Source organism: Rickettsia endosymbiont of Pantilius tunicatus (assembly GCF_964291875.1).
GTDB lineage: Bacteria > Pseudomonadota > Alphaproteobacteria > Rickettsiales > Rickettsiaceae > Rickettsia.
The window spans coordinates 1013333-1038665 of sequence record NZ_OZ198175.1 but is presented as its reverse complement, the minus strand read 5'-3'; the positions used below and the strand labels follow the sequence as shown (position 1 = coordinate 1038665).

Below are 25333 nucleotides of genomic sequence, written 5' to 3'. Positions count from 1 at the left end.
CTAATGGTCTTGATTAATGAGGATAATGGTACGTAATGCGTTGCTCACATGGATTGCTTTTTCCCGTCATTGCAAGAAGAAACTGAAAGTTTCGACAAAGCAATCCAGTAAAATGTATAGCATTTTTTATTATTTTCTGGATACGTAATATGAATTTCCCATGATATAAATTAGACTCAAGCAAGGCTTTTGTCAAGTTTTGTTATATTAGTTTTAAGTGAAGTGTATTTTTTTAATTCTTTTCTATAAGTAAGTTATGACTGAATTTTGCAACATAAAGTTTAAAAAATATTTATTATTATAACTTTTAACTTTGAATATAAGCTGCTACAAAAATTGTTTCAACTAACTAAAAATAAACTTTTATGGAAGATTTAAGCTCTTGGAAAGAAAGGTTTGAAGAATGCATTTATGCTAAAAAACTTCTCGATAAACTTCACTATTTAAATACTAAAGTGGTAAATCCAATAAATTTAGAAGAAATCAAAAAAGGAATATATTACGCCCGTAAATACCATGGTATCCAAATGCGTAAATCAGGTGACTAACGAATATTAGAATTCCCTATGACGAATATTAAAATTACCTATTTTTGAGTAAAAAATATTGTCTAGTGTATTATATTATTATCCTCCAATTTTATAGTTAATTTTTTTTCTTTTGCTGTAGCGATTCTATAACTTTCAGTATTCAGTTCAAGAATTGAAGAATGGTGAACCAATCTGTCAATGGCTGCTGATGTAGTCATTTCGTCTTTAAAAATGGAATTCCATTTTGCAAAAACTAAATTGCTAGTAATTAATACACTACGCATCTCATAACGTTCAGCTAATAAGGTAAATAAAACATCAGTTTCCTCACGATTATATGGTACATATGATATATCATCAATTATCAATATTTCAAAATAATCGAATTTTTTAATAATTTGCTTAAGTTTTAAACTAAGCTTTGCTTCTAGTAATTGTTGAACCAAATTAGCTGCTGTTGTATATAATACACGCCTACCGGCAAGACACCACTCACGTGCTAAACCTATACTAAGATGACTTTTGCCAGTACCAGGATTACCAAAAATAAGTATATTTTCATAGCGATCCATAAATTCTCCTTGTGCAAGATATTGGATCTTAGTTGACGATAATCCTGGGATACGCTTAATATCAAAGTTGCTTAATAACTTATCTCGAGAGAGTTTTGCTTGCTTTAGCAATCTGGCGATACGTTGCTGATGTCTATGTTCTAACTCACGTATGGCTAACTCTTGTAGATAATCTATATATGTTTTCTTTTCTTGCTCAAAGCTTTCTGCAACTGATTTATAGCATGATGCAAAAGTAGGTAAACAAAGGTTCTTGAGTAAATTATTTAGCGGTTGCGGAGTTATTATCTTTTTACTCATGCGACCTCCATTGTTTTAAAGCAATGTAATTGATCATATTCGGACAGTACTGGTTGATTAATTTTTACTGAACAAACAGTTTTAGTCTGACTATTTAGTAAATCTGTAATATGATCAATTATTGGTTCAATCTTCTCTTCTACTAGCATTTCTAATGCAGCAACTACATTCAATTCTCCATACATTTTTGCTAATTGTAATATTTTAAGATATATTTTATGCCCCTTATATGGATATATAGATATCAGCTGGTCATATACCTGACGAAATATAGCACGTGGAAATAAAGCTTCATAATATTGATATTGGGCAAATGCTCCAGGTTTACGTACTAAACTATCAATGATATGTCTATAATCAATAACATAGCCATTGCTGATTCTAAACATTTTTTGTAAACATTTGTTACCATAGTAAAGCTCTATTTCTTCAGAATAAATATAAGCTTTTAAAGTATAACCTATTAAGCGACTAGGCACAGAATAAGCTACAGATAAAATACTAACTGTACTGCTTGGGTTAACACGTACTGATAATATTGTAGGTGCATTCCATTTCCTGATTGGTAACTCTTTTAAATAAACTAATTCTTCAGCTAATTTTTCTTTTCTACAGCTATTGCGCTTTTCTTTAATTTGTGTAAGGAATAATTCATAAGCTTTTAAATCAACAAAATTACGTGATCCACGTAATAGCAAATGTTGATTCACTGCTTGCTTAAATGTATCATGACTTTTTTCAACAGAACCATTTTCATGACTGACACCGGGATTATTTCGCGATGGTGCAACATCGTAATAACCAAGCAATTCTTGCCATTTTTCTGTAAATTGTCTACTATTACCACATTGCTTGGTAGCTGCACTTAAATTATCTGTACGATGCTCTGGTAAAACTCCACCTAACTCCCATACAGCTTTTTCAAACCCTGATGCTAATGTATCAAAACTTTCACTATGGCATATGCTGAAAGTTTCCCAACATGAATAAGGCAATATAAAATGAAATAGTAAATGAGAATATGGTTTCCCATCAATACAAATACCTAATTGATTCATATTGGTCCAATCAGACTGGCTTTGTTTGCCAGGAAGAATATTTTGTAAAAAGATGACTGGCTTATCCTTACCATGTTCAGCTCTCCATTGTTTCAACCTTTTCTGCAAACAGCGTAATTGCTTTCCATTATAATTTCCATGATACTTTTCTGTCAAATATGCTAATATGGTAGTTGCTTGCAACTCCGGTGCTGATCCTAGCATTGATTCTATTTCATCCCAGTGCTTAACAAATGGATCCTTACGTGTCCTATATTTACGTACTGTTCGTAATTCGCTTGGATACTTATTAACACCTAAATATTTACGTGCTGTTTTTACACTCATACCTGCTTTTGCAGCAGAAATTATCTGATTATATTTTTTGATCTTTTGCATTAAAATACCTACTTGTTTATTTGTACATGTCATCAGTAATTCTCGAATAATAAATAAATCTTAAAAAGAAATTTTTATTCGATATTACTGTCCATAGTTACTTCTTTTTTATAGGTAATTTTAATGTTCGTTGAGGGTATTTCTAATATTCGTTAGTCATCAGGCGATCCGTACTATTCTCATCCAATTGAAGAGGCAATTATGGTGGCAGAGTTTACAGCCATAGAAGTACCAAAGCTTTACACATCTGCAATGATGCAAGCAGCACTGCTTCATGATACTATCGAAGATACAGAACTTACTGAAAAAATGATTACTGAAATCTTTGGGGAAGAAGTTGCAAAGCATGTAGAGGGCTTAACCAGAGTTAAACCTTATGGAAAAATTAGTGCTGAAGAAAGCCTGAATATATTAGTTAAACAAAAACGATACGACACAGTATTAATTAAGCTATTTGACCGCATCCATAACGTACAAACCTTAGGGGCTAAATCTCCTGAGAAAGCACAAAAAATTATACAAGAAACTTTGAGGAAGTTTTTAATTTTAAGTGAGATGCTTGAAATTTCTATAGTTTCTGAACTTATATATAATGAGTGTTACAAAAATAATTTAAAATTTAATTTAATAAATGGTACTATTTTTAATACAGCTATAAATCACAACCCTTTTCCATTTTTTCAAAATAACTTACTCCCATAAAATAAGTTATACCTATAGGAGCAAAAATTAAAAATAATCCCCAATATCCTAGGTAATTAGTATTATAAACTAAACCAAATGATGTTATGAGATAAGTAAATAACTTTGCTATTGCACTTAACATACTAGTATAAGTAAATCTTTTGAAAATAGGAAAATACTGATAAAATATAGGTGTTGCAGGAACATGATCAAATACAAATAATGCCGCTAAACACTGGAAAATAAAAATGTAATGGGAGGTAGGATTATAATGTAACATTACAGGGAAAAAAATTATTGATGCGAAAAACAAATATAGTTTTATCTTAAGTATCTTTAAAGGATAAACTTTATAACTAAGCCAAGCGAGTCCAATAATACCAAATAAATCTACTATAGATACCCAAAAATTTTGATTTATAACCTGATTAGGAGTAAATCCACACTCTCTTTTTAGTATATCGCCACAATATATATATGAAATAAAAGCACGGTGGTCTAGCACATTGAATAAAAAAGTACCAAATAGACGTAGCATTCGGTACTTTTTGATTTAAGACTTCCTTATCAATTTCATCAATTTTGATATTATTGTCTTTAAGCCTCAACTTTAGTTTTTTCTTTTTATTTACAAATTCATCAGCCTCTTTTAAGCTGGTTCGTGCTATAGTACCAACAAATGCAATACCTGCTCCTACGAAAAAAGCTATACGCCAACTTGATTCATTTTGATAAATATTTTGATTGGTAAAAATTGCTGCAATACCGAGTGCTACTGTAGTACCAACTGCAGAAAAAACAGTTATTAAGGCTACTAATGGATACCGAATAGGTGGAGCTGAGCTTTCAGTCAAATACAATTCAGCCCCTCTAGATTCTGCAGTAGCCGACATTCCTTGAACTACACGACAAATAGTAAGAACCCAAGATGCTGTTATTCCTATCTGTGCATATGTTGGAATACTTCCTATAATTACACAAGTTACAGCCATTAAAATAGTGGTTAATATCACTACTATTTTTCGCCCCAGATGATCTCCTATATATCCAAATATTAAAAGCTCCTAGAGGTCTTAAAAGGTACGTAGAACAAAAGGAAAAAGCAGATAACAGTGCAAAAGTAAATGGATCATATTCTGGAAAAAATAAAGTATTTAAAAGTAAAGCCATATGCACGTATAACATCAAATCAAAGTACTCTAAAAACGTACCGATTGATAGCAATCCAACTGCTTGCTTTTGCTCTCTTGTTAAGCTTCTTTGCTCTTTTGCGCAACCTAGCATAAACCCTTTACGAAAAATTAAATTGTAAAGAAATTATACCTTTTTATATAAAAGTCAATAGGAATTTTTACTGTATAGCTTAATGCGATAAGGTAGTGACTTTTTCAAGAGCATAGTAAACCGCATCAAAAAAGTGCTCAAAATTAGAAACAGTTTTTCTTATTTCGTTCTTGATTTTAAACCAGTAATGCTCAATAGGATTTAAATCAGGAGAGTAAGTTGGTAAAAATAAAATACTGCAACCAACAGATTCAATTAACGTTTTCACTTTTGTACTTTTATGAAAATTAATATTATCCATTACTACTATCTGACCAGGCTTTAACTCTTTAATCAATATCTCTTGTACATAAGTTTCAAAAATGTCCTTATTACATGTCCCATCAAATATTATTGGGGCAATAATATCTTTGGCAGACACCCCAGCAATCATACTAATCCGTGATTTATGTTGATAGACCCTTTCACCATAACATCTTTGACCGATAATGCTCCACCCGTGTTCTCTACAGCTATTATCTTCTATCCCAGATTCATCGATAAATACTAAATCTTGTTTGTCTATAGTTTTTAGTTTCAATATAAACTCATTCCTTAGACCAACATCTCTTTTGGGATGAAGAAAAGTTTTTTTTATAACTATAACCTAATTTATTAAGCAATCTTGATATCGTACTTGCAGATACTTTTTGACTCCAGTTGTTAGCTAGTTCCATGGTGGTTTTATCAAAATTTAATTCTATAAATTTTTTAAATCCCTCTATGTCTCTTATTATTCTACGATGTCCTGTATGATAACCACTTTTTGCTTTGATATCGCCGGTTTGTTTCTTTAATTTTTTCCATTCTATTATAGTCTTCCTACTAATAGAGTATATCTCAGAAGTCTCTTTTATTGTTTTACCATCTGTTAAACTTTTTATTACTCGTATTCTTAAATCGTATGAATATGCCTTTGCCATAAGTTTTTCATTTAGTATAATCTAACTCATACTCTAAGTCATTATCTTATCGCATTAAGCTATAGGTTAAAATTTATCACTTGATTGGTAGTATAATCGAATAGAAATTCAAAATAATGAAGAGTTTTGTATATTCGTATATCAATTTTTTTAGGAATATATAACGGTAGAGAGAAAAGAAAATAAAAGCTTTAGAAAAAAGTACTACTTAATATGTGTTAATTTTTAGCTGGCGGATAGAGGGGGATTCGAACCCCCGACACGTTGCCGTGAACACGCTTTCCAGGCGTGCGCCTTAAACCGCTCGGCCATCTATCCATGAATAATGAGTATTTAAGATGAAAAGCAATTCTTATCTAAAATACAAATTTAATTTATTATCCATTTATGAGAGCTATAATAATTTATTATTTGAAAAAATATTGTTAGCTTCCAGAAGCTCATTTTTAGTGTTAACACCAACAATTAGATCATGATTATCAGATAATAAATACGAAACTTTTTTTCCGTTATCTTTACACAATTTTACCAGTTCTGTTAAATAAACTTCTTTATTATCCCTAGAATCATTAGCAAATAGGGGGAGATATTTATTTAAAATTCCAGGATTAAATGCCATAATTCCGGAATTACAAAGCTTTATTTTCTTTTGTTCTTCAGTAGCATTTTTATATTCAATTATTTCCAAAAATTCACCATTTTGATCTATGGAGATTCTACCATAAAAAGCGGGATCATCTCTCTCAAAACATAATGTTACTAATGAAGCATTGCTAAAATTTAGGTATTCTACTAATTCATTCATTAAGTCTGGAGTAATAAGTGGGTGATCACCGTATAACACTAAAGTTGTTTTATTCTCATCAATCAAATCTATTGCTGCATGAGTTGCGTGAGCTGTACCTTTAGGTTCTTTTTGCAGAGCAAAACGACACATATTTTCATAAGGTGTCAAATATTTTTTTAAATCTTCTGAATAAACTATAATAACGTCATTAGTTACTTTAAGGGAGTTCTTTAATACTGTTTCAAGCATTGGAACGCCACCAACTTCATGCATTACTTTTGGTAAATCAGACTCCATTCTGCTGCCTTTGCCAGCTGCTAAAATAATTATTTGAATATTATTCATTCGCTACCTTGTAAAATTTCATAAATTTCATCTGATAATTCGTAATTACCAAAAACTCTCTGCACATCGTCGCTTTCTTCCAAAAGATCAACAAGCTTTAAAAGCTTTCCAGCTTTTTCTTTATCATCGATAATTATTGTATTTAAAGGAATCCATCCTATATAAGCTTCTTCAGCAGTACCATATTTATCCGTTAGAAATTCTAGCACCTTAGTAAAATTTTCAATATCAGTGTATATAGTATGAAATAACTCATCTGAGACTATATCATCCGCTCCTGCTTCTATCGCAGTTTCTAAAATACTTTCAGCTGAGCTAATTTCTAAAGGATATTGAATGACACCACAATGTTTGAATAAAAAATTAACACTACCAGTTTCACCTAAATTACCGCCATATTTAGTAAAGCTAGAGCGTACCTCAGCAGCAGTACGATTTTTATTATCAGTTAAAGCCTCAACTATTATAGCAATACCGCCGGGTGCATACCCTTCATATCTAATTTCTGTATAATTCTCGTTATTAGAAGAATCATTAGCACTATTAATAGCTTTATCAATTCTTTCTTTAGGAAGATTTTGGCTGCGGGCAGTGGCTAAAGCAGTTCTAAGGCGTGGATTATTATCGGGGTTTGTAGAGCCAGCTTTGATGGCAGTAACTATCTCACGGATTAATTTAGTAAAAACTTTTGCTCTTTTCTTATCTTGAGCACCTTTACGATGTTGAATATTTTTAAACTTTGAGTGTCCTGCCATTTTATCTATACTTTAAAAATATTTAACCTTGTTTTGCTTTAAATCTTTTATTCTTTTTATTTATTACAAAAATCTTGCCTCTTCTTTTAACGATTTGGCAATCTTTATCACGTTTTTTCAATGATTTTAACGAACTAACGACTTTCATACATGTCCTAACTATATTTAACTTGAGGTGATAATAAACTTTTTTGTCTAATCCGTCAATTACCAATTTATATAGTTACAATATATCGACCATATTAAATCAATTATCTTTGAGAACTTTCTTGTTTACGGTTTTTTGGTATTATATTTAATTTTGGTTGGATATCTAATTTTACGTTCATTTTATTAAGTCTTGCTGTTTGAATTCCTTCTTTTCCGCTTCTATTATTCATTAATACCTCCCTTATATCTGACGTAATATTTTGTACATTTTCAAATTTATTAATTTTGTTTAATGTTTCAGGATTAATTCTTGCTTTAAGATCATTTGCTATCCCTTTAAAACCAATTTTTTTTACAAAATTTTGCTAATTTATAATGAACTTTATCTGTTTTTGATATATCAATTTTGTTATCATTATTTATGAATTCTGTAGTATTTTTAATTCTCTCTTGAAAACCTTTATCATTTTTAATAATTGCTATATCTTGATCTGTTAGCAATTTTTTATCTTTCATCACCTGAAGCGTATCATCATATAATTTTTCCATTGCTTCTATTGTTATAGTATTTTCTGAATTATTTTTACAAATTTTTGAGCTATGGTAAATTAAGTTGAAGTTTGCGTATTAAAGAATTGAATTAAAGCATTATATAATTGATCAAATTGAGTAATTGTAGCTTTAATCCATCGCTTCATATTGGTCCAAAATTTCTCTATTGGATTTAGATCAGGGGAGTAAGGTGGTAAGAATATTATCCTACAACCTACTGATTCTATTAGTTCTTTGGTCCTTTGAGACTTATGGAAAGCAGCGTTATCCATCACTACAACTTGTCCAGGTTTTAGCTCTTTTATTAAAAATTCTCCAACCCAACTTTCAAATAATTGTCTATTACATGTTCCATTAAATATCATCGGTGCTATACACTCTTTATTAACATAACCAGCTATGATATTTGTTCTGTTGTAATATTTACCGCTTTTTTTACCAATAAGTTTTTCGCTTTTTTTGCCCCATCCTCTATCTTTGCAGATATTTATCTCAATACCACTTTCATCAATATATACAAGATGTTCTATTGGTGTATCTTTTATGACCTCTTGGTACTTATCTCGCTTTTCTTGACTTGCTTCCAAGTAGGAAAAGTCTTTTTTTTATAGCTAAAACCTAGTTGCTTTAACCAATAATACGCACCCACAGAACTCATATTAAAATACGTACCCATTTCTAATAATGTGAAATTAGGATTAGAACTCACGTACAACTCAACATCTTGACTTGTTACCCGTCCTTTTTTGCCTCCTATTCTTCTTGCTAAATAATGTCCTTCGGACTTATATCTCTTATACCAATTCCTTACTGTGTTTGCTGCTATTTCAAATCTTATCGCAGTGCTATTGCAGCTATTACCTCTTTCTACATATCCTATAACTCTTTTTCTAAAATCTTGACTATATGATCTTGGCATTTTCCTTTATATATATCATCCCTATACTCAAACCTCAACTTAATTTACTATAATTTTTCAATTTCAGCATTTATAGCTTTATCGTCTCTACTAAGATTTTTAATTATATTATCATCTTTAAAGCGTGTATTTTCTTTATAAGACTCATCAAGATTGTTTTTTATATCTAAGTTTATAGCTTGATTTAAAAACTCTTTTTCTGATTTTGATATTGCAACTTGATTTCTAGACAATATATATTTTAGAGGGTCTATAGATCGGTATTCTTTTTGTTTTTTTCTACTTCTACCGAAGTCTCTTCCCATTTTCCGTTTGCATTTTTACTCCATTGGTTTTCTGTTACTTTTTCAGTTTTTACTTCTGATGTTGATATTTCAATTTTATAGTTATTTTCATGTGCCCACTGTAAGGCGTTTTTGCCTTCAATTTGAATATCATTATGTGCTGCATATGCTATAGCTTAATGCGATAAGGTAGTGACTTTTTCAAGAGCATAGTAAACCGCATCAAAAAAGTGCTCAAAATTAGAAACAGTTTTTCTTATTTCGTTCTTGATTTTAAACCAGTAATGCTCAATAGGATTTAAATCAGGAGAGTAAGTTGGTAAAAATAAAATACTGCAACCAACAGATTCAATTAACGTTTTCACTTTTGTACTTTTATGAAAATTAATATTATCCATTACTACTATCTGACCAGGCTTTAACTCTTTGATCAATATCTCTTGTACATAAGTTTCAAAAATGTCCTTATTACATGTCCCATCAAATATTATTGGGGCAATAATATCTTTGGCAGACACCCCAGCAATCATACTAATCCGTGATTTATGTTGATAGACCCTTTCACCATAACATCTTTGACCGATAATGCTCCACCCGTGTTCTCTACAGCTATTATCTTCTATCCCAGATTCATCGATAAATACTAAATCTTGTTTGTCTATAGTTTTTAGTTTCAATATAAACTCATTCCTTAGACCAACATCTCTTTTGGGATGAAGAAAAGTTTTTTTTATAACTATAACCTAATTTATTAAGCAATCTTGATATCGTACTTGCAGATACTTTTTGACTCCAGTTGTTAGCTAGTTCCATGGTGGTTTTATCAAAATTTAATTCTATAAATTTTTTAAATCCCTCTATGTCTCTTATTATTCTACGATGTCCTGTATGATAACCACTTTTTGCTTTGATATCGCCGGTTTGTTTCTTTAATTTTTTCCATTCTATTATAGTCTTCCTACTAATAGAGTATATCTCAGAAGTCTCTTTTATTGTTTTACCATCTGTTAAACTTTTTATTACTCGTATTCTTAAATCGTATGAATATGCCTTTGCCATAAGTTTTTCATTTAGTATAATCTAACTCATACTCTAAGTCACTATCTTATCGCATTAAGCTATACTGGATCTTGCATAGGCGAATTAGCCATATCTTTTAACCATTTACCATTTTCAAATTCTGGTGAAGGGTTACTATATTTTGCCACTATATCAACTTTTTTTGCTATTTCTTTCATTTTAGAAAGATTTTCTTTGATATTATCTTTATAATATTTTCTTAGCTCTTGTTCGTTATTAAAAATAACGCTCGTATCTAGTCCTTTTATATCCAGTTTACCCGGACATATCCCTTTAGCATCAAACCCATTTTTCACTAATTCGTCTACTTTCTGATCAATTATATTATCAATCTGATTATCATCTAATTGATTAAGCATTTGATTTAGTGATTTACTATATTCCTTAACATTAAATGTTAATTGTCCTTTTTCTATGTTTCTGTTATATCCAAAGCGTTCAAACTTTTCATTTGCATCCTGAAGCATTGAAGTAAAATCTTTATTAAAATTCATAAAAGATCTCCCATGATCAATCTTTACTACAGTATCATTATTTTGAACCATTAAATTTTGAGTATGATAATCCGATTCGCCTAATATATGAGAGGCAGCAATAGCTTTTTCAAAGCCGGCTAATTTTGGTACATTAGTTTCTTTTAATACCTCTCCCAAATGTTCAGTATTCTCTAAAAATTTAGAACGTACATATAAGAGTTTAGAAACAAAATTAGGTAGTTTAGGGGTTGCATAACCAGTTACTAACTCTTCTTTGGGAGCACGATTATATAATAATTGCTCATACATATTACCGCCTATTAATTCACGCACTGCGTCATTTCGATCCATCCATTGTTGAGTTGTTTCTACATCTGCTCCTTTCTTATAAAAATTTTTAAGCATAAAAGTGTTATGTGTTGCCTGTTCATTTGCTATATAGCCTCCTGATACTCCCTCACTTTTATCACCCTCTTTTTTAAATTCTTGAAGACTTGCAACTCTTCTATCACGTATAAGATCAGAAACAGCTTTTTGATTAACTTTATTTTTTTGGGGAAAATTTTCTTTTTCTTGATTATATTCTTTAGATTTTTTTTCTGACAAATATTCTACTAGTGGCATATCAAGAATTTCTTTTACTTCGGGATTTTGAATAGAAGGTAAAGTATCTTTTATGGCTGTTAGCATTTGAGCTAGTTTTTTTCTTTAAAGTCAGGAATTTGTTTGTTTATTTTTTCTATTTCAGTTAGATAAGTTGTAGCTGTTTCTGAATTTAATTCCTTATTAATATTTATAATAGAATTAGCTAAATTATCGCATGAAGCTTGAATATTTGCATTTTTAGTTTGATCAGTGTCTTTAAGTATATAAACAATTTAGAAGATAGTTGCTCAATTTCGTTACCTGCCATAAATACCTTTATTAATAATAATTAAATTTTATAGTTGATTATGAATTTTTGTTAATAATGTATTTTAAAATGAGTTATTTTTTAAAAAATGTGGTAAAAATACGAAAATAAATTACCATGTTTCATGGTTTTTCTTGACATATATTAATAATATAGCATATTGTATCTTTACAAAAATTAATAAAACCATATTTTATGGTTTTTGCTAATAAGTCTTTATAAACATATGGAGTATTTAAATATGCAGCAATATTCAATTCATAGCCTTAGAGAAAACTTAGATAAAATTGTCAGAGATAATAAAGAATGGAGTCTTATAGATTTTGGGGGTTTTGAAGCTCTTCAAAAGTTACCTGAGATAGTTAAAAATAGCCCATTATTTGCTAAAGCAGTAAAAAACTTTAACCCTACAGTTGAGGGAACAAGCTTGTCTATATTTAATTCTGTAAATAGTACAATACCTTATACATACCTGTTAAATTCACAAAAGTTGCTCTTGAATTGGAGGCAGAAGGTAAAAATGCTACCCATGTATGGGAAACCTTGTCAGTGATGTTAGAAAAAGCTCAAGGGAAAGGAATAACTTACTTAAGTTTAGGTAGAGGCTGGGATGGTAAGCAAGACATAGCAGGTGGTAAAAAGATATTGGATCTTATGTCACAAAATTTACAAGCAACTCGAAATGATCCACTCAAATCTAAAATATTTAATATATTATTAGATGAAGCGGATAAAAAAACAAGGTTTATTTGTTATTCCTGATACCCATAAGGAATATCCAACTGTAATGAAAGCATATGCAGAATATGAAGCACTTGTTGAAGATAGTGAATTTGTAGTACTTGGAGTACAATTTAATACCCTTAAAATTCAGGAACAAGAAAATCTACCTGAAGCAAATAATGATAGTGAACAAGCGGAAGCTACAAGTGTGGAAAACGATATTTTAGGTATGCCTGTTAATCAAATGTCAACTTCGACTGATTGGTTCACTCAAATTTTGGGAGGAAATGCTGATCATCAAGGTAGAACAGCTAGAGACTTTTTTACTCAGGCGATGAATCTTGTAGATGCGTCAGGTGGTAATCTTGAGGGGTTAGCTAATATAGCTCCTGATATAATAAATAATCCTCAAAATACTAACTCTCAACCTAATGTTCAAAGTGAAGCTAATACAGATTTACCAACTAGGGCACAAAATCTTGCTGCAACAGTAGATTATAATATAGAAACGCTATTTGATATTGCTCCTCATATAGCACGCAATCTTAGTGATGCAGATGCAAACGAATTAATTGGTCTTGCATGTGATATAATAAGTAATCATAGCTAATAACAATTAAAATTATTAAATGTCATAACTTTTTTTGTCCTATAAAGAGAGTTATGGCATTCTACTTTATGTCTTAAAAACTCCTAAATTTTTTTAACCTATCCGTTTTATTGAAAAATCTTAATAATATTAATATACTGCATTTCCAAAAATTAATACCATATTTTAAGGTAAGATTTGACATTGTAAAACCCATAGAATCAGGTAAAGAGATATTTTATAAGCAGCCAGAGTTAACCCTAAGCAATAATATAAAAATACTCGAAGTCAAATTAACAAATCTATTTTCTGAATTAGAACAATTATTAAAAACCTTAGGGGAAGTAGAAAGTAATATAGATGTTAATAATTTAGAATAATTATTTAATCTTTTGTAATATAACTTTTCTTGCTTAATTAGAAAAGTTATGTTACGTTAATTTATCCAAAAATAATTAAAATAATTTAGGGTAAATGTTTGTTAAGCTATTGATCTTCGCAATTCCTTATATCTTCTTTTCATCAATAGCTATTGCTGATCTTGAAATAGCTGAGTCTTTAAAATGTTCTAAACTTTTCCCTTATTTTGAAAAAAAATTTAATATCCCGTCTAACACGCTTCATTCAATTGCTTTAAAGGAGTCGGGTAAAAAACATAAAACTCGTAACCTTAGAGTAGTATGGTCTTGGACTGTTAATGTTGAGGGTAAAGGTTATTACTTTAATACTAAAAGAGAGGCAGTAAATTTTGTAAGAAAAGAGATTATAAGAGGGCATGAAAGCATCGATATTGGATGTATGCAGATTAATTTAAGGCATCATCTAGGGGCTTTTAACTCTCTTGATCAAGCATTTGAGCCAAGTAATAATGTTCGTTATGGTGCAGAATTTCTACGTTCAAAATATGATCAACTTAAAAACTGGCATAAAGCTATAGCACATTATCATTCAGCTACTCATTCTTTAGGTTTTAAGTATAACCAGGATGTAGTAAAAATAGCAAGTAATATGGCTCTTTATAAAGAATCATTGCATAATTACTTAAGTAATAGTGAGGATATTTTAGTGGATAAGGTTGTAGTCAGTAATCATAAAGTTCAAAAAAAGCCATTTTTTACTAGTAATAAAAGATATAAAAGTAGTATTATGGTCCCAATCCCAGTTAAAATTAACTAAATTTATGAGTATTAGATCAATAATATGTTTTGTAATATTAATAAGTGCGGTAAAAATTAATGCCAATTTTAACGATATTCAAGTTACAGAAATTACTCAAGATATAGTAATAGAGCAGGAAACTATAAAATTGCCCTGGAGTGATTGCACCGAAATACATAAATCATTTGAAAGAAAATTTTCTTTTTCAGAAAAACAGGTTAAAAAAGAAAATAAAATTTATGAAGGATATAGAAAATTTTATTTAGATCATAATAGTCCTAGCAATTTTTCTACGCAATTTATTGAAAAAGAAAACAATAAAGCCGAAGTAATTATTTCAAATTTCTTTAAGTTTTGTGAAGATAATTTTCAAACTAATAAATCTGACTCTTTAAATTATAATATGAAAAAACAGCAAGAACAGTGGTCTAATAGTATAAGAAGTGAGAATTATAAAATATATTATAAGCAAAAATACTATAATAACGCTGTGTTACCCTCATATAATAAATAATTAATTACTCATTAATACTTGCATTTTGTATTTATTAATTTATTTTAATAAACTCAATATAATAGGTAGGTATTAATGTTTAGAAAGTTTATATTGATAGCATTATTATGTTTAAATAGTTATAAAGCTTTAGCAGAAGATAATAAATCAAAATATGTAATAAATAATTCGATATATGTTATGGAAAGTTTTAAAAATAAAGATTCATTAGTAAAAAATAAAAAAAATATCTTAAGGAAGGTATCAAAGAAAAGTTATTAGAGCCTATTTATTTTAAAGATCCAGCCCTAAATAGTGTAAAGCCATCAAAAGAAAACCAAGCAAATCCTTTTCCAAATAATAAAAATCAAACTGATTTATTTCAGCCAGATTTTACGAAATTAGATCAAAATTTTCCCTATAATATGCACATAAAAAGACAGCAAAAATTTCTAAAAGATATGCAATTAAGACTTCCAAAATCACGTTTTAAAAGCAAAAAAGATGGTAAATATTATCCTCACCAAATCTATCCTTATCCAGAAATAAAAGAATTATATTAAGATTAATAATGTCTATATTTGATCGATCGAAGCTAAAAAATAACCGCAATAATGCAGTAATTGGAATTAGCAACAGCTTATTTATAAAGCAGGCAGCAGATGATCTAATTGATCGTTTAAAAATGATCAATAAAAACTTTTCTAATATTTTAGAAATATCCGCTAAATGTGGTTATCTGACTAAATTATTAAAGGTTATCTATAAGGATGCTAAAATTACTGCAACTGATATGTCGCATTTATTGCTTGATTCATTTGAGCATAATAATAAGTTATGTATTGATGAGGAGCATTTAGAATTTCTAGAGGGTTCATTTGATTTAATAGTTTATTCTTTAGGTTTGCACTCTATAAATGATTTACAGCGTTTTTTGTTTAATATAAGAAAATTCCTAAAAAGTGATGGTGTTTTTGTTGGTAATTTTATTGGAGGTAGCAGTCTTCAAAATTTGCGTAAATTTTTAATAGAGCTTGAGATAGAAAGTAGCTCTCAACATTCCCCTCATATCTCACCGTTTATTCATTTCGATCACGTTCCAATCTTATTATCACAAGCGGGCTTTAATGAAGTAATTGTTGATTACGAAAATGTAGAGCTGAAATTTGATAATCCATTAGGGTTAATGAGAGAAATAAAAAATATAGGCGAGTCAAACTCGTTAATTCTACGTCAAAATTACTCTATTTCTAAAAAAATGTATTCTTTGCTACAAAATCATAAAAATGGCTTTGAAGATCATATTACCTTAATTAGTTTTATTGCTTCACCTAATAAAAATAGTATAAGATTAAAGTTGTTATAAAAGTTATAATATAGTATTTTTTGAAAAAAATGTAAGGTCAACAAATATGCAAGAATTTGATTTAGTAGTAATAGGAAGCGGTCCTGCCGGTTATACAGGTAGTATCAGAGCAGCGCAGCTTGGTATGAAAGTAGCGTGCATTGAAAAAAATGATATGCTTGGTGGTACATGTCTAAATATAGGATGCATCCCCTCTAAAGCACTTCTTAATTCTTCTGAAAAATATGAAGAAGCTTTAAAGCATTTTGAGAATATTGGTATTACTGCGGAAGTGAAACTAGATTTACAAAAAATGCTTGCTAATAAAGATAAAGTGGTTTCAGACCTTACAAAAGGTATAGAAAGTTTATTTGCTAAAAATAAAATTACTAGAATAAAAGGTGAAGCTAAAATTATATCAAATAATATTATTGAAATAGGTGGTGAGCAGATTTCGGCTAAAAATATTTTAATTGCTACAGGATCGTACGTTATAGAAATTCCAAATATTAAGATTGATGAAGAGTTTATAGTTTCCTCGACTGGTGCCTTAAAGCTTTCAAAAGTGCCTGAAAATTTAATAGTAGTGGGTGGTGGCTATATCGGTTTAGAACTTGGCTCTGTTTGGAGACGTCTAGGTTCTAAGGTAACAGTGGTAGAATATGCACCTAGTATAGTACCGATGCTTGACAAAGAAGTCGCTAGCCAATTTATGAAGCTTCAGCAAAAACAAGGAATAGAGTTTAAGCTAAACACTAAAGTATTATCTGCGGAGGTAAAATCCGGTAAAGTTAACCTTACAATCGAGGAGGGGGGTAAAAGCTCTGTAATAACTTCGGATGTAGTACTTATGTCAGTCGGCAGAAAAGCCTACACGCAAAATTTAGGTCTTGAAGCCGTCGGCATTGCTACAGATAAACAAGGTAGAATCGAGATTAACGAGCATTTCCAAACAAGTGTACCAAACATTTACGCAGTTGGTGATGTTGTAAAAGGTGCTATGCTTGCACACAAGGCTGAAGAAGAAGCAGTAGCTGCTGCCGAAATTATGGCAGGGCAGGCTGGTCATGTAAATTATAACCTGATTCCAAGTGTAATATATACTTTTCCTGAAGTAGCAAGTGTTGGTAAAACTGAAGAGCAATTAAAGGAAAAAGGTGTTAGCTACAAAGTGGGTAAGTTCCCATTTTTAGCTAATAGTAGAGCAAGGGCAGTAGGTAGAACTGAAGGGATGGTGAAGATTCTTGCCGATAGTAAAACTGATAAGGTTTTAGGGGCTCATATTATCGGGGCTGATGCAGGAACTTTAATCGCCGAGCTTACGGCTTATATGGAATTCGGTGCAGCTGCAGAAGATATAGCAAGAACTTGCCACGCCCACCCAACGTTGAGCGAGGCAATTAAAGAAGCAGCTCTTGGGGTGGATAAAAGAACTATAAATATTTAATGGTCATCTAGTTGCTTGTGGCTTCAATGTCATGCCCATCTACGCAGGAATGACATCGGAATCACGCAACAATGCCATCACGGGATGACAGGAGAAAATGATCCACGCGGGCAATGCCATCACGGGATGATAAAAAAACTGAATATATTTAAAAAATATGAAAATAATAAAAAAGTTATCAATTATTATTTTGCTCTCATTAGCAGCAAATTTTAAAGTATTTGCTGAATCTAACAATAATATAGAGCAAGCTTTTTTATATATAGATCAAAAAAATTGGTCACAGGCAGAGCAGTTATCTAGGGAGTTAAATAACAAAGCTTTAACAAAGATTATTCTGTCGCAAAGATTTTTAGATAGCGATTATCCAAATAATAGCTTTGAGCAAATAATTAAGTTTTTGAGTGATAATCCAAATTGGTCTCAAGGTAAGCTATTAGAAGAAAAAGCAGAAAAATATTTAAATAATAATACAAATAAAAAAACAATTTTTGAATGGTTTAGTAAGCATCCTCCTCTTACTGGTAAAGGTTATAAATATTATGCATTAGCTGCAAGTAGCTTAGTTAATGATCAAAAAATATTATTACCTATTATTAAGGATGCTTGGATATATGCTGATTTTAGTCCTGAAGAAGAAAGTACATATTATAGCAGATGGAAAAAATACTTAACTATAAATGATCATTTAGAACGAATAGAAGAACATCTTTGGAAATCTGATATTAGATCAGCTGAGCAATCACTAAAATATGTAGATCGTAATTATCAAAACTCTTTTAGAGCTCAAATTGCTATTATAAATAAATCGCCAAATGCTGAAAAGCTTTTCCGAAAAGTCTCTGAAAAATATTATACTTCTGGTTTGTTATATCGTTACTTAGATTCTAAGAAAAAACAAAAACCAACTGGCGAAATTATTACTTTATTTAAGAAAGCAAAGAATAATCGTAAGCATTTTGCTAAATGGTGTCGCTTGCAGCTCTACTATGCTCGTGAGTTTATCGATTATAAAGATTTTGCTAATAGCTACAAAATAGCATCCTTGCCCTTTGCTACCTGTCCTGAAACGATAAGAGAGCAAGAGTGGATGGCTGGATGGCTGTCTCTAAGCTTTTTAAAAAAGCCTGATCAGGCATTAGCACATTTTAATAAATTTATCAAAATTGTTAAAACTCCAATTAGTTTAGCACGTGGATATTATTGGTTAGGACGAAGTTACGAAGCAAAAGGCAATAAACAAACTGCCAAACAATTTTACGAACAGGCTGCTAAATACTCTTTTACCTTTTATGGTCAGGTAGCAAGTATTGAGTTAAATAAGACTAATTTAGTATTGCCTCCTGTACCTGCAGTTAATAATGAAGAAAGAAAAGCTATTGAGAATAAAGATATTATTAAAGCAATAAGATTATTAGTTAAATATGATAAAAATAAATTAGCCGTTATATATTCTAAAGCTGCTATTAAAGAGACTAAGAATCCTGCTGAAACTTTAGTAATCGCAAATATTATTAAGTCAACTAATAATGCTAACTATATGGTTGATGTTGCAAAAATTGCTGCTCAAAATAATATTTTTATTCCAAATTGTGCTTTCCCAACACCTTATAATCTTGCAGGGCTTCCTATAGATCCTCATTTAATTTATGGAATAATTAGGCAAGAATCAGTTTTTGATCATAAAGCGGTAAGTAGTGCAAATGCTAGGGGCTTAATGCAGCTTATTGACAAAACCGCTTGTGATACTGCTAAATCTATAAGCGTTAAATGTAGTGTAGCAGATTTAACTAAAAATCCTGCATATAATATTAAACTTGGTACTCATCACTTTAAGCAATTACTAGGTGATCATCGTGGATCTTATATTTTATCGATTGCATCTTATAATGCTGGCAGTCACAATGTCTTAAAGTGGATAGATAGATTTGGTGATCCAAGGAATATCAAGGATATGAGGAAAGTTATCGACTGGATGGAGCTTATACCTTATCGAGAAACAAGAGATTATGTTCAAAGAGTTCTTGAGAATATTCAGATTTATCGTACAATCTTAAATAAAAATAGTACATTCAAATTTAGGCAAGATTTGCACGCTTGTGATATATCAAAAAGTTAATTTATATTAATATTTGTTTTGACACATGATAAAATATCAGTATTATTCATATACACAATAATAAATTAACGGAGGAAATTATGCCATTTGGAAAAGCACTTAAAAAATTGGGTAATCAAATAAAAAAAGAAGGTAAAAAAAAACCTAATGATCATGATAATAATGTGCACAATATTAAGGAGATGCTTAGCAATTTAGGTATTAATAATGAAAATAAAGAAACTTTTGACATTGGGATGCCACATCCTTTGAAGCCTCTTGATAAACAAGAGCCAATTAAATATAGATGGATAGCAAGTACTTCTGGTTCAGGTGATAATAACCAAAAAAAGGGTGAACAAGCTAAGCTAGTATTAAAAGCTTTGTTAGAAACAAAACATAGCAATGAACTAAGTGATGTAACAAGTGAATTTATAGATCATTTCTCAAAGTTAAATCCTGGTAGTGTAGTAGCATATATGACTACAGCAAAAAAATTAGGTATTAATCTCGATGGATGTGTTGCTACTGCTCTTAAAGATATGGGAAAATATCCTGTAAAATGGAATAATGTCTCAACAAAAGAATTATTTGCAAAATATGATGTAACAAATCCATATTGTTCTTTTGATAATAAAATAGAACAAGAAGAGATTATATCAGAGAACTCCTCTTCATTAGAAACTCCTAAAGAGTCAATTGAGTTAGCAGCTAAGGATAAAGAACTCATATTATTAAAGCTTGCATATAAAATTAGTAAAAAAGAGTTAACTATGTCAGAAGCTTTTGTAAAAATTGGCTCTTTTAACGACAATACTTTAGCTACAAAATGGTCAGATTATAATAATCTTACTACTGAAGAAGTAATAAGTAAGGCAGTAGATATTACCGGTGATGTTTCTTGCTTATTAATAGATTAAATTTTCTATATTGTTCTATAATAAGTTTCGCCTTTTAATGTCATTCTTGCGTAGGCGGGAATCCAGGGAAAAAAGTATAAATGCAGCAAATTTTTAAAATTAAAAGCTTGATTTATCTCGCTTTATACTGGATTCCTGCTTTTAGCTAAGAATGACATTCAGGACATTTTCCGATCCACGCAGGCAATGCCGCCACAGGATGACATAATAGTAAAACTCTAATAATAAATATCATGAAACTTAAAAATTTAATTTCATTAATATTACTATATTCTTCATTATCAGCTTTTTCGCAAGCTACAATACCCAATCTTTTAAAAAATATTCCAATTAATGTTGTTGCACCGGCTTCAGGTGCTGATAGCAAAACTTTAGCCGATTTAAAAAATATCAAAACTCTTAACTTAAATATACCGATTAAGTGCCTTAGTAAAGGTGATTTACCATTTTTAGCAAGTACTGATGAGATAAGGTTCAATTGTTTGAAAGATACCTTATATAATGAATCTAGCAACATAGTATGGAGCTTAAGAGGTGGTTACGGGTCAGCAAGATTAATTCCTGATTTATTAAAACTTCCAAAACCAAATAAAGAAAAGTTTTTTATAGGATATAGCGATATAACAGCTTTGCATCTTTTTCTATCGCAAGAATGGGGATGGAAAACAATACATGGCACTAATGTAGCCGGTTTACTGAAACCCGAACAAGATCAAGGTAACTTTATAAAACTTGCTGAAATATTACAAGGTAAAGTAAAACAGGCTACCATTAATGAGTTAGTATCTCTTAATGATGTAGCCAAGCCAATAGAGCTTGTTAGCGGCAAGCTAACCGGCGGTAACCTAACTATGGTATTAACTAGTATAGGAACTAAATGGCAAATAAAAACTGCTGGTAAAATTCTTTTTTTAGAAGATATAAATGTAGCTCCTTATCAATTAGATCGTGCTTTGCTCCAATTGAAACAAGCCGGATTACTTAATAATATTAAGGCTATAATATTTGGTACGTTTGATAAAGATTCTAAAGTCACAATGTTAGTGCTGAGTAATTTTGCCAATAGTTTAAAAGTACCGGTATTTAAAACTGATAGATTCGGTCATGAAAAAATCAATGATCCAATTATTTATAACACGGATAGTAAAATTATAAGTAACGGCGAAAAATTTAAGTTGATAATGGATTTGTGATAACTCCTATTGCTTTATACACACAAATATACTAAAATAGGAAAATAGGAATTTTGTAAATGAAATATTATGATAGCAGAAAGTCAAATAGAAACAATAAAGCAAGTTGGAGCTAACGGGCAGGTATCACTTGGGGAAAAATATGCTGGTAAGCAAATCCAAGTTTTAACGTTAATAGATGGTACTATAATAATTAAACCTGGTAAATTTATTCCTGATAATGAAATGTGGCTTTATAATAAAAATAACAATGAGATAATTGATAGAGCTATAAAATGGGTAGAAACAAATAAAAGGCATGAAAATTTTGATGAAATAGTAGATTTGGTACAAAATGACTAAAATATTACTAGATATGAATTATCCTGCTTTTCAAGAACAATTATTTAGCATAGAAAAGCAAGAGCAACGTGCTTTACTTACTACTTTAAAGAAAATAAACAATTAGAATGGGAAGAATTAGATAAAGGTATAAGGTGGGAATTAATTACCTCAAAAACAACATCAAAAGGTAATAATGTATATTCATTTAGATTTTCACAAAAATATCGTGGCACAGCATATAGAGATGGTAATTATCTTGTATTGCTCGCACTATTTCCTGATCATGATGGTGCTTATATCTAGTTAAATAGTGTGAAAGTCATTATAAGAAGAGGCAAGTGTTATTGCATGGCTTCGATGTCATTCCCGCAGAGCGTTGTTGCGTATATCATTTCCCCTGTCACTCCGTTGCTTGACCACGGGGTCCAGCTAAAAAATAATAATAATATTAGTATTTTTATTATTTTTCTGGATCCCGCGATCGAGTTGCGGGATGACACTGAGAAACTACTTTCACCCCCTCAAATGCAAATAATCATTATATTTAGACATATCCAAATCATAAACAAAAGACTTGTTTATAACATAATATTCAAGCAATCTAATTAATCCTTGTTTATGTTTTTCTAGTGTTTCCATGCTTAAACTTATTTCTGTTGTTTGTACATAAGGCTCGGTGCTAGTTATTTTTACATAGGCAATGGTGATGTCTTCAACTGGATTCCCGCCGTTGCTGGAATGACATACAGGAGAGTGAGAATGACAAATATTAAAGCCGTTTTCGAGTATCATCAAACTTTCTATAATAAGCTGAGGTGAAAGTCCTAGCTCTATTTCTTTTTTAGTTGGGATAGTACCAGTTTTATAATCTAATATAGTTATGCGGTTTGATTTACTGATTTCAATTCGGTCAGCTATACCAATTATTTTTATATTCTGTCCTGCTATATTTAAGTTCAGCTCTCCCTTAATTTCAAAATAAATTTTTTGACAATTTTTTCTGCGTTCCATATCAAATAGAATAAAAGTTTTGCTAAGTAGTGTTAGTTTTGTTTGCCAAGTTTTCTTTGTATATGTTGGTAGAATAGTGCTATGTAAAATATTATTGCCAATATTTAGCAAAGCCTGCTGTTTATCAAGCATATTTTGCTGGTCATAATTCTTAGAATATTCTTCTAAAACTTTATGAATAAAGTTCCCAAAATCTGATATTTTTGGCTCTTCCCATATCTTATCTTGAGTCCGTAGCTTTAGAATTTTCTTAGCATAAAAACCATATGGATTCCTGATTAAAGTTTCTATATCTGTTACAGATAATATATTGGGGAAAAAAGTACTGTGTGCCGCCTGTTCTATGTCATCTTGCGTGCTTGTAGTGGAATCCAGAAATATAACTCCAGAGATACCGCGATCAAGTCGCGGTATGACACTTTTATTCGGGATGATATTTTTGTTTGATAACTTTAAAAATAAATTACAAGGAGTGGATAATTTTCCGGCATATTTTTTTGCATTTAATATGATTACTTCTTCATTTTGTAATAACAAATCAAAATAGTCTGAATATATTTGGGTATTAACTTCATCATAATCTATGTCTAATATTTGCTTTGCTTCCTTGCTTAAATAAGGGTGAGTAGTGGCAGCAGTACTCCAATTATCGCTATTAAAATGTGGTAATATAACTAAATCGAAACGAGATAAAGCAAGTTCTTCAGGTAAACCAATAATTATCTTAGATTCAACATTTTTGTAATATTTAACGTTAGAAAGTAATAAAGTAAAAATTTTAGGAAAATCTTTTTTACTGGTGTTTATACTACCGCTAAACTCTATTAAATTATTTAAAAATTCTAATAGCTCAGCTCCTCCCTCTTTTTCCCAAATTTCTGGTAAAAGCTTTTCAGCTATTTCTTTAGAAACTACTAATATATCATTGATATTATAAGGTTTTGTAGCAAATAAAATATCTATTAAATTATGGCTGTAACTTCTTAGATCCTCATTATCAAATTGTAACTGTAGTAAATATTTTGGTGAAGATATAAAACGATTTTTACCTGATAATAATAACTCAAGTTTTTGAACATTAGTGCAGTTTATTAAAGGGTTTTTAAGTAATAAAAATAAAAGTTTTAAATCAAAATTATTACATAATATATTGATGATAGATATTAGTAAGCTACTTACATTTGTTAGTTTTAGATCATTACCGATCAAATCTTCAAACACTAACTCATATTTATCTAAATAGTTACAATATATCCTTTTCAATTTATTGTTATTTATAACAATAGCTATTTTTTTATCCGCATTCTGCTTGCATATGTGAGCTATCTGCTCAGCTTCTTCATAAATATCCGTAGGCTCATAATAATATATGTTATTGTGAGCTAGTTTTATCTCATTATATTTAATTATTTGCAGTTCTTCTTCATATTTTTTTAAGAAAGAATCAGGTTTGAATATGCCGGCTAATATTACCTTTTTATTGCCGTTTTTGGTTCTTGCTATCTCTTCCAAGAGCAATTTTAATTTATAATTATTGCTGCTTTGTTTTTCGTTTTCTTGCCATTTAAAAAAACTATATTCTAAGAATTTATAAATATTTTGCCAATATTCTGAATTATTGTAAGTCTCAATTAGTTTTATATCGATATTATTATTTTCTAAATCTGCAAATAATTTATTTAAAATTCTAGCAGCTTTTAACGCTTCCTCAGGAGTAAAATCTAATTTTTTATATTCGGTAATTATTTTTGACAGGATGAATAATTCTTCCATTTTAGACATGTAATCTTCTGAAGAATCCTTTTTTGAGATGATAGCATTAAACGAGATAATAACAGGTAGATTTTGTACTTTATATTTCTGAGTTAAAATTTCTTTTAATTCAAGGCAGAAACGACTATTTGGGAATATTATTTTAAGTTCTTTATGCAAATTCTCTTTACCAAATTTACTTATAATAAATTCAGCAAAATCCTGTAAAAAAGGAATAATAGGAATCATAA

28 protein-coding genes, 1 tRNA gene and 2 pseudogenes are annotated in these 25333 nt (G+C 30.2%); 15 read left to right on the top strand and 16 right to left on the bottom strand.

Annotated elements, in window-relative coordinates:
• Positions 1-365 precede the first annotated feature (365 nt).
• Positions 366-545, top strand: a pseudogene (locus ACICQC_RS06035) (guanosine polyphosphate pyrophosphohydrolase); the annotation flags it as partial.
• A 65-nt stretch (positions 546-610) separates the two neighbouring features.
• Here the strand turns inward: ACICQC_RS06035 and istB are convergent.
• Together istB and istA are read right to left on the bottom strand one after the other, a co-directional pair.
• Complete coding sequence (istB, locus tag ACICQC_RS06030; RefSeq protein ID WP_395476338.1) at positions 611-1402, bottom strand: IS21-like element helper ATPase IstB; 792 nt, start codon at positions 1400-1402, stop codon at positions 611-613.
• Positions 1399-2871 carry an IS21 family transposase gene (gene istA, locus ACICQC_RS06025; protein ID WP_395476339.1) on the bottom strand — a complete coding sequence of 491 codons (1473 nt, stop codon included), beginning with the start codon at positions 2869-2871 and terminating at the stop codon, positions 1399-1401. Before istA ends, istB begins: the two co-directional genes overlap by 4 nt.
• 168 nt (positions 2872-3039) lie before the next feature.
• Here istA and ACICQC_RS06020 point away from each other — a divergent pair, with 168 nt between their 5' ends.
• Complete coding sequence (locus ACICQC_RS06020; protein WP_395476367.1) at positions 3040-3540, top strand: HD domain-containing protein; 501 nt, start codon at positions 3040-3042, stop codon at positions 3538-3540.
• On the opposite strand, the pseudogene ACICQC_RS06015 reads toward ACICQC_RS06020, so the two are convergent.
• From ACICQC_RS06015 to ACICQC_RS05955, 13 genes and pseudogenes are all read right to left on the bottom strand, one after another.
• Positions 3491-4806, bottom strand: a pseudogene (locus ACICQC_RS06015) (MFS transporter). The gene ACICQC_RS06020 and the pseudogene ACICQC_RS06015 overlap by 50 nt on opposite strands.
• Before the next feature lie 79 nt (positions 4807-4885).
• Positions 4886-5768, bottom strand: a protein-coding gene (locus ACICQC_RS06010; RefSeq protein ID WP_395476242.1) for an IS630 family transposase whose coding sequence is annotated in 2 segments (ribosomal slippage) — positions 4886-5440 and positions 5442-5768 — 882 coding nt in all. Because the reading frame shifts where the segments join, the coding sequence is not laid out codon by codon here.
• Between the two features lie 230 nt (positions 5769-5998).
• Positions 5999-6086, bottom strand: a tRNA-Ser gene (locus ACICQC_RS06005).
• Positions 6087-6162: 76 nt separating this feature from the next.
• Positions 6163-6900, bottom strand: coding sequence for an NTP transferase domain-containing protein (locus ACICQC_RS06000; protein WP_395476366.1), 738 nt, complete (start codon positions 6898-6900; stop codon positions 6163-6165).
• Entirely contained in the window at positions 6897-7655 is a 759-nt protein-coding gene (locus ACICQC_RS05995) for a YebC/PmpR family DNA-binding transcriptional regulator (protein WP_395476365.1), read from the bottom strand. The genes ACICQC_RS06000 and ACICQC_RS05995 overlap by 4 nt, the downstream gene beginning before the upstream one ends.
• 22 nt (positions 7656-7677) lie before the next feature.
• A complete protein-coding gene (ykgO, locus tag ACICQC_RS05990; protein WP_004998227.1) occupies positions 7678-7803 on the bottom strand; it encodes a type B 50S ribosomal protein L36 in 126 nt (41 codons plus the stop codon).
• A gap of 103 nt (positions 7804-7906) precedes the next feature.
• Positions 7907-8035: a hypothetical protein gene (locus ACICQC_RS05985; RefSeq protein WP_395476364.1), complete on the bottom strand. Its 129-nt coding sequence runs from the start codon at positions 8033-8035 to the stop codon at positions 7907-7909.
• 106 nt (positions 8036-8141) lie between these two features.
• Positions 8142-8354 carry a hypothetical protein gene (locus ACICQC_RS05980; RefSeq protein WP_395476363.1) on the bottom strand — a complete coding sequence of 71 codons (213 nt, stop codon included), beginning with the start codon at positions 8352-8354 and terminating at the stop codon, positions 8142-8144.
• 59 nt (positions 8355-8413) lie between these two features.
• Complete coding sequence (locus ACICQC_RS05975) at positions 8414-8944, bottom strand: IS630 family transposase (RefSeq protein WP_395476334.1); 531 nt, start codon at positions 8942-8944, stop codon at positions 8414-8416.
• Positions 8899-9276, bottom strand: a complete 378-nt coding sequence (locus ACICQC_RS05970; RefSeq protein WP_395476240.1) for an IS630 transposase-related protein — start codon at positions 9274-9276, stop codon at positions 8899-8901. Before ACICQC_RS05970 ends, ACICQC_RS05975 begins: the two co-directional genes overlap by 46 nt.
• Before the next feature lie 47 nt (positions 9277-9323).
• Complete coding sequence (locus ACICQC_RS05965; protein WP_395476362.1) at positions 9324-9509, bottom strand: hypothetical protein; 186 nt, start codon at positions 9507-9509, stop codon at positions 9324-9326.
• 227 nt (positions 9510-9736) lie between these two features.
• A protein-coding gene (locus ACICQC_RS05960; protein ID WP_395476242.1) for an IS630 family transposase occupies positions 9737-10619 on the bottom strand; the annotation gives its coding sequence in 2 pieces (ribosomal slippage) (positions 9737-10291 and positions 10293-10619; 882 coding nt in all).
• Positions 10620-10678: 59 nt separating this feature from the next.
• The gene (locus ACICQC_RS05955; RefSeq protein WP_395476361.1) at positions 10679-11806 is read right to left on the bottom strand and encodes a hypothetical protein; all 1128 of its coding nucleotides are present in this window, start codon (positions 11804-11806) and stop codon (positions 10679-10681) included.
• Between the two features lie 464 nt (positions 11807-12270).
• Between ACICQC_RS05955 and ACICQC_RS05950 the strand changes: the two genes are divergently transcribed.
• The 13 genes from ACICQC_RS05950 (at position 12271) to ACICQC_RS05890 (ending at position 22337) form a co-directional block, all read left to right on the top strand.
• Positions 12271-12582 carry a hypothetical protein gene (locus tag ACICQC_RS05950; RefSeq protein WP_395476360.1) on the top strand — a complete coding sequence of 104 codons (312 nt, stop codon included), beginning with the start codon at positions 12271-12273 and terminating at the stop codon, positions 12580-12582.
• Positions 12582-12791: a hypothetical protein gene (locus tag ACICQC_RS05945; RefSeq protein ID WP_395476359.1), complete on the top strand. Its 210-nt coding sequence runs from the start codon at positions 12582-12584 to the stop codon at positions 12789-12791. Before ACICQC_RS05950 ends, ACICQC_RS05945 begins: the two co-directional genes overlap by 1 nt.
• On the top strand, positions 12751-13362 hold the full coding sequence (locus ACICQC_RS05940) for a hypothetical protein (RefSeq protein WP_395476358.1): 612 nt from the start codon (positions 12751-12753) through the stop codon (positions 13360-13362). The genes ACICQC_RS05945 and ACICQC_RS05940 overlap by 41 nt, the downstream gene beginning before the upstream one ends.
• Positions 13363-13472: 110 nt before the next feature.
• Positions 13473-13721: a hypothetical protein gene (locus ACICQC_RS05935; RefSeq protein WP_395476357.1), complete on the top strand. Its 249-nt coding sequence runs from the start codon at positions 13473-13475 to the stop codon at positions 13719-13721.
• 94 nt (positions 13722-13815) lie between these two features.
• Positions 13816-14517 carry a lytic transglycosylase domain-containing protein gene (locus tag ACICQC_RS05930; protein ID WP_395476356.1) on the top strand — a complete coding sequence of 234 codons (702 nt, stop codon included), beginning with the start codon at positions 13816-13818 and terminating at the stop codon, positions 14515-14517.
• A gap of 4 nt (positions 14518-14521) precedes the next feature.
• Positions 14522-15013, top strand: coding sequence for a DUF2532 domain-containing protein (locus ACICQC_RS05925; RefSeq protein WP_395476355.1), 492 nt, complete (start codon positions 14522-14524; stop codon positions 15011-15013).
• 75 nt (positions 15014-15088) lie between these two features.
• A complete protein-coding gene (locus ACICQC_RS05920) occupies positions 15089-15274 on the top strand; it encodes a hypothetical protein (protein WP_395476354.1) in 186 nt (61 codons plus the stop codon).
• 289 nt (positions 15275-15563) lie between these two features.
• Positions 15564-16358 carry a methyltransferase domain-containing protein gene (locus ACICQC_RS05915; RefSeq protein ID WP_395476353.1) on the top strand — a complete coding sequence of 265 codons (795 nt, stop codon included), beginning with the start codon at positions 15564-15566 and terminating at the stop codon, positions 16356-16358.
• A 46-nt stretch (positions 16359-16404) separates the two neighbouring features.
• Complete coding sequence (gene lpdA / locus ACICQC_RS05910; RefSeq protein ID WP_395476352.1) at positions 16405-17784, top strand: dihydrolipoyl dehydrogenase; 1380 nt, start codon at positions 16405-16407, stop codon at positions 17782-17784.
• Positions 17785-17941: 157 nt separating this feature from the next.
• On the top strand, positions 17942-19903 hold the full coding sequence (locus tag ACICQC_RS05905; protein ID WP_395476351.1) for a transglycosylase SLT domain-containing protein: 1962 nt from the start codon (positions 17942-17944) through the stop codon (positions 19901-19903).
• Positions 19904-19983: 80 nt separating this feature from the next.
• Entirely contained in the window at positions 19984-20802 is an 819-nt protein-coding gene (locus ACICQC_RS05900; protein ID WP_395476350.1) for a hypothetical protein, read from the top strand.
• A 233-nt stretch (positions 20803-21035) separates the two neighbouring features.
• Positions 21036-21995, top strand: a complete 960-nt coding sequence (locus tag ACICQC_RS05895; RefSeq protein WP_395476349.1) for an LD-carboxypeptidase — start codon at positions 21036-21038, stop codon at positions 21993-21995.
• 69 nt (positions 21996-22064) lie between these two features.
• The gene (locus ACICQC_RS05890; RefSeq protein ID WP_395476348.1) at positions 22065-22337 is read left to right on the top strand and encodes a hypothetical protein; all 273 of its coding nucleotides are present in this window, start codon (positions 22065-22067) and stop codon (positions 22335-22337) included.
• 495 nt (positions 22338-22832) lie between these two features.
• Here the strand turns inward: ACICQC_RS05890 and ACICQC_RS05885 are convergent, their stop codons facing one another.
• Complete coding sequence (locus tag ACICQC_RS05885) at positions 22833-25331, bottom strand: PD-(D/E)XK nuclease family protein (RefSeq protein ID WP_395476347.1); 2499 nt, start codon at positions 25329-25331, stop codon at positions 22833-22835.
• Positions 25332-25333 lie beyond the last annotated feature (2 nt).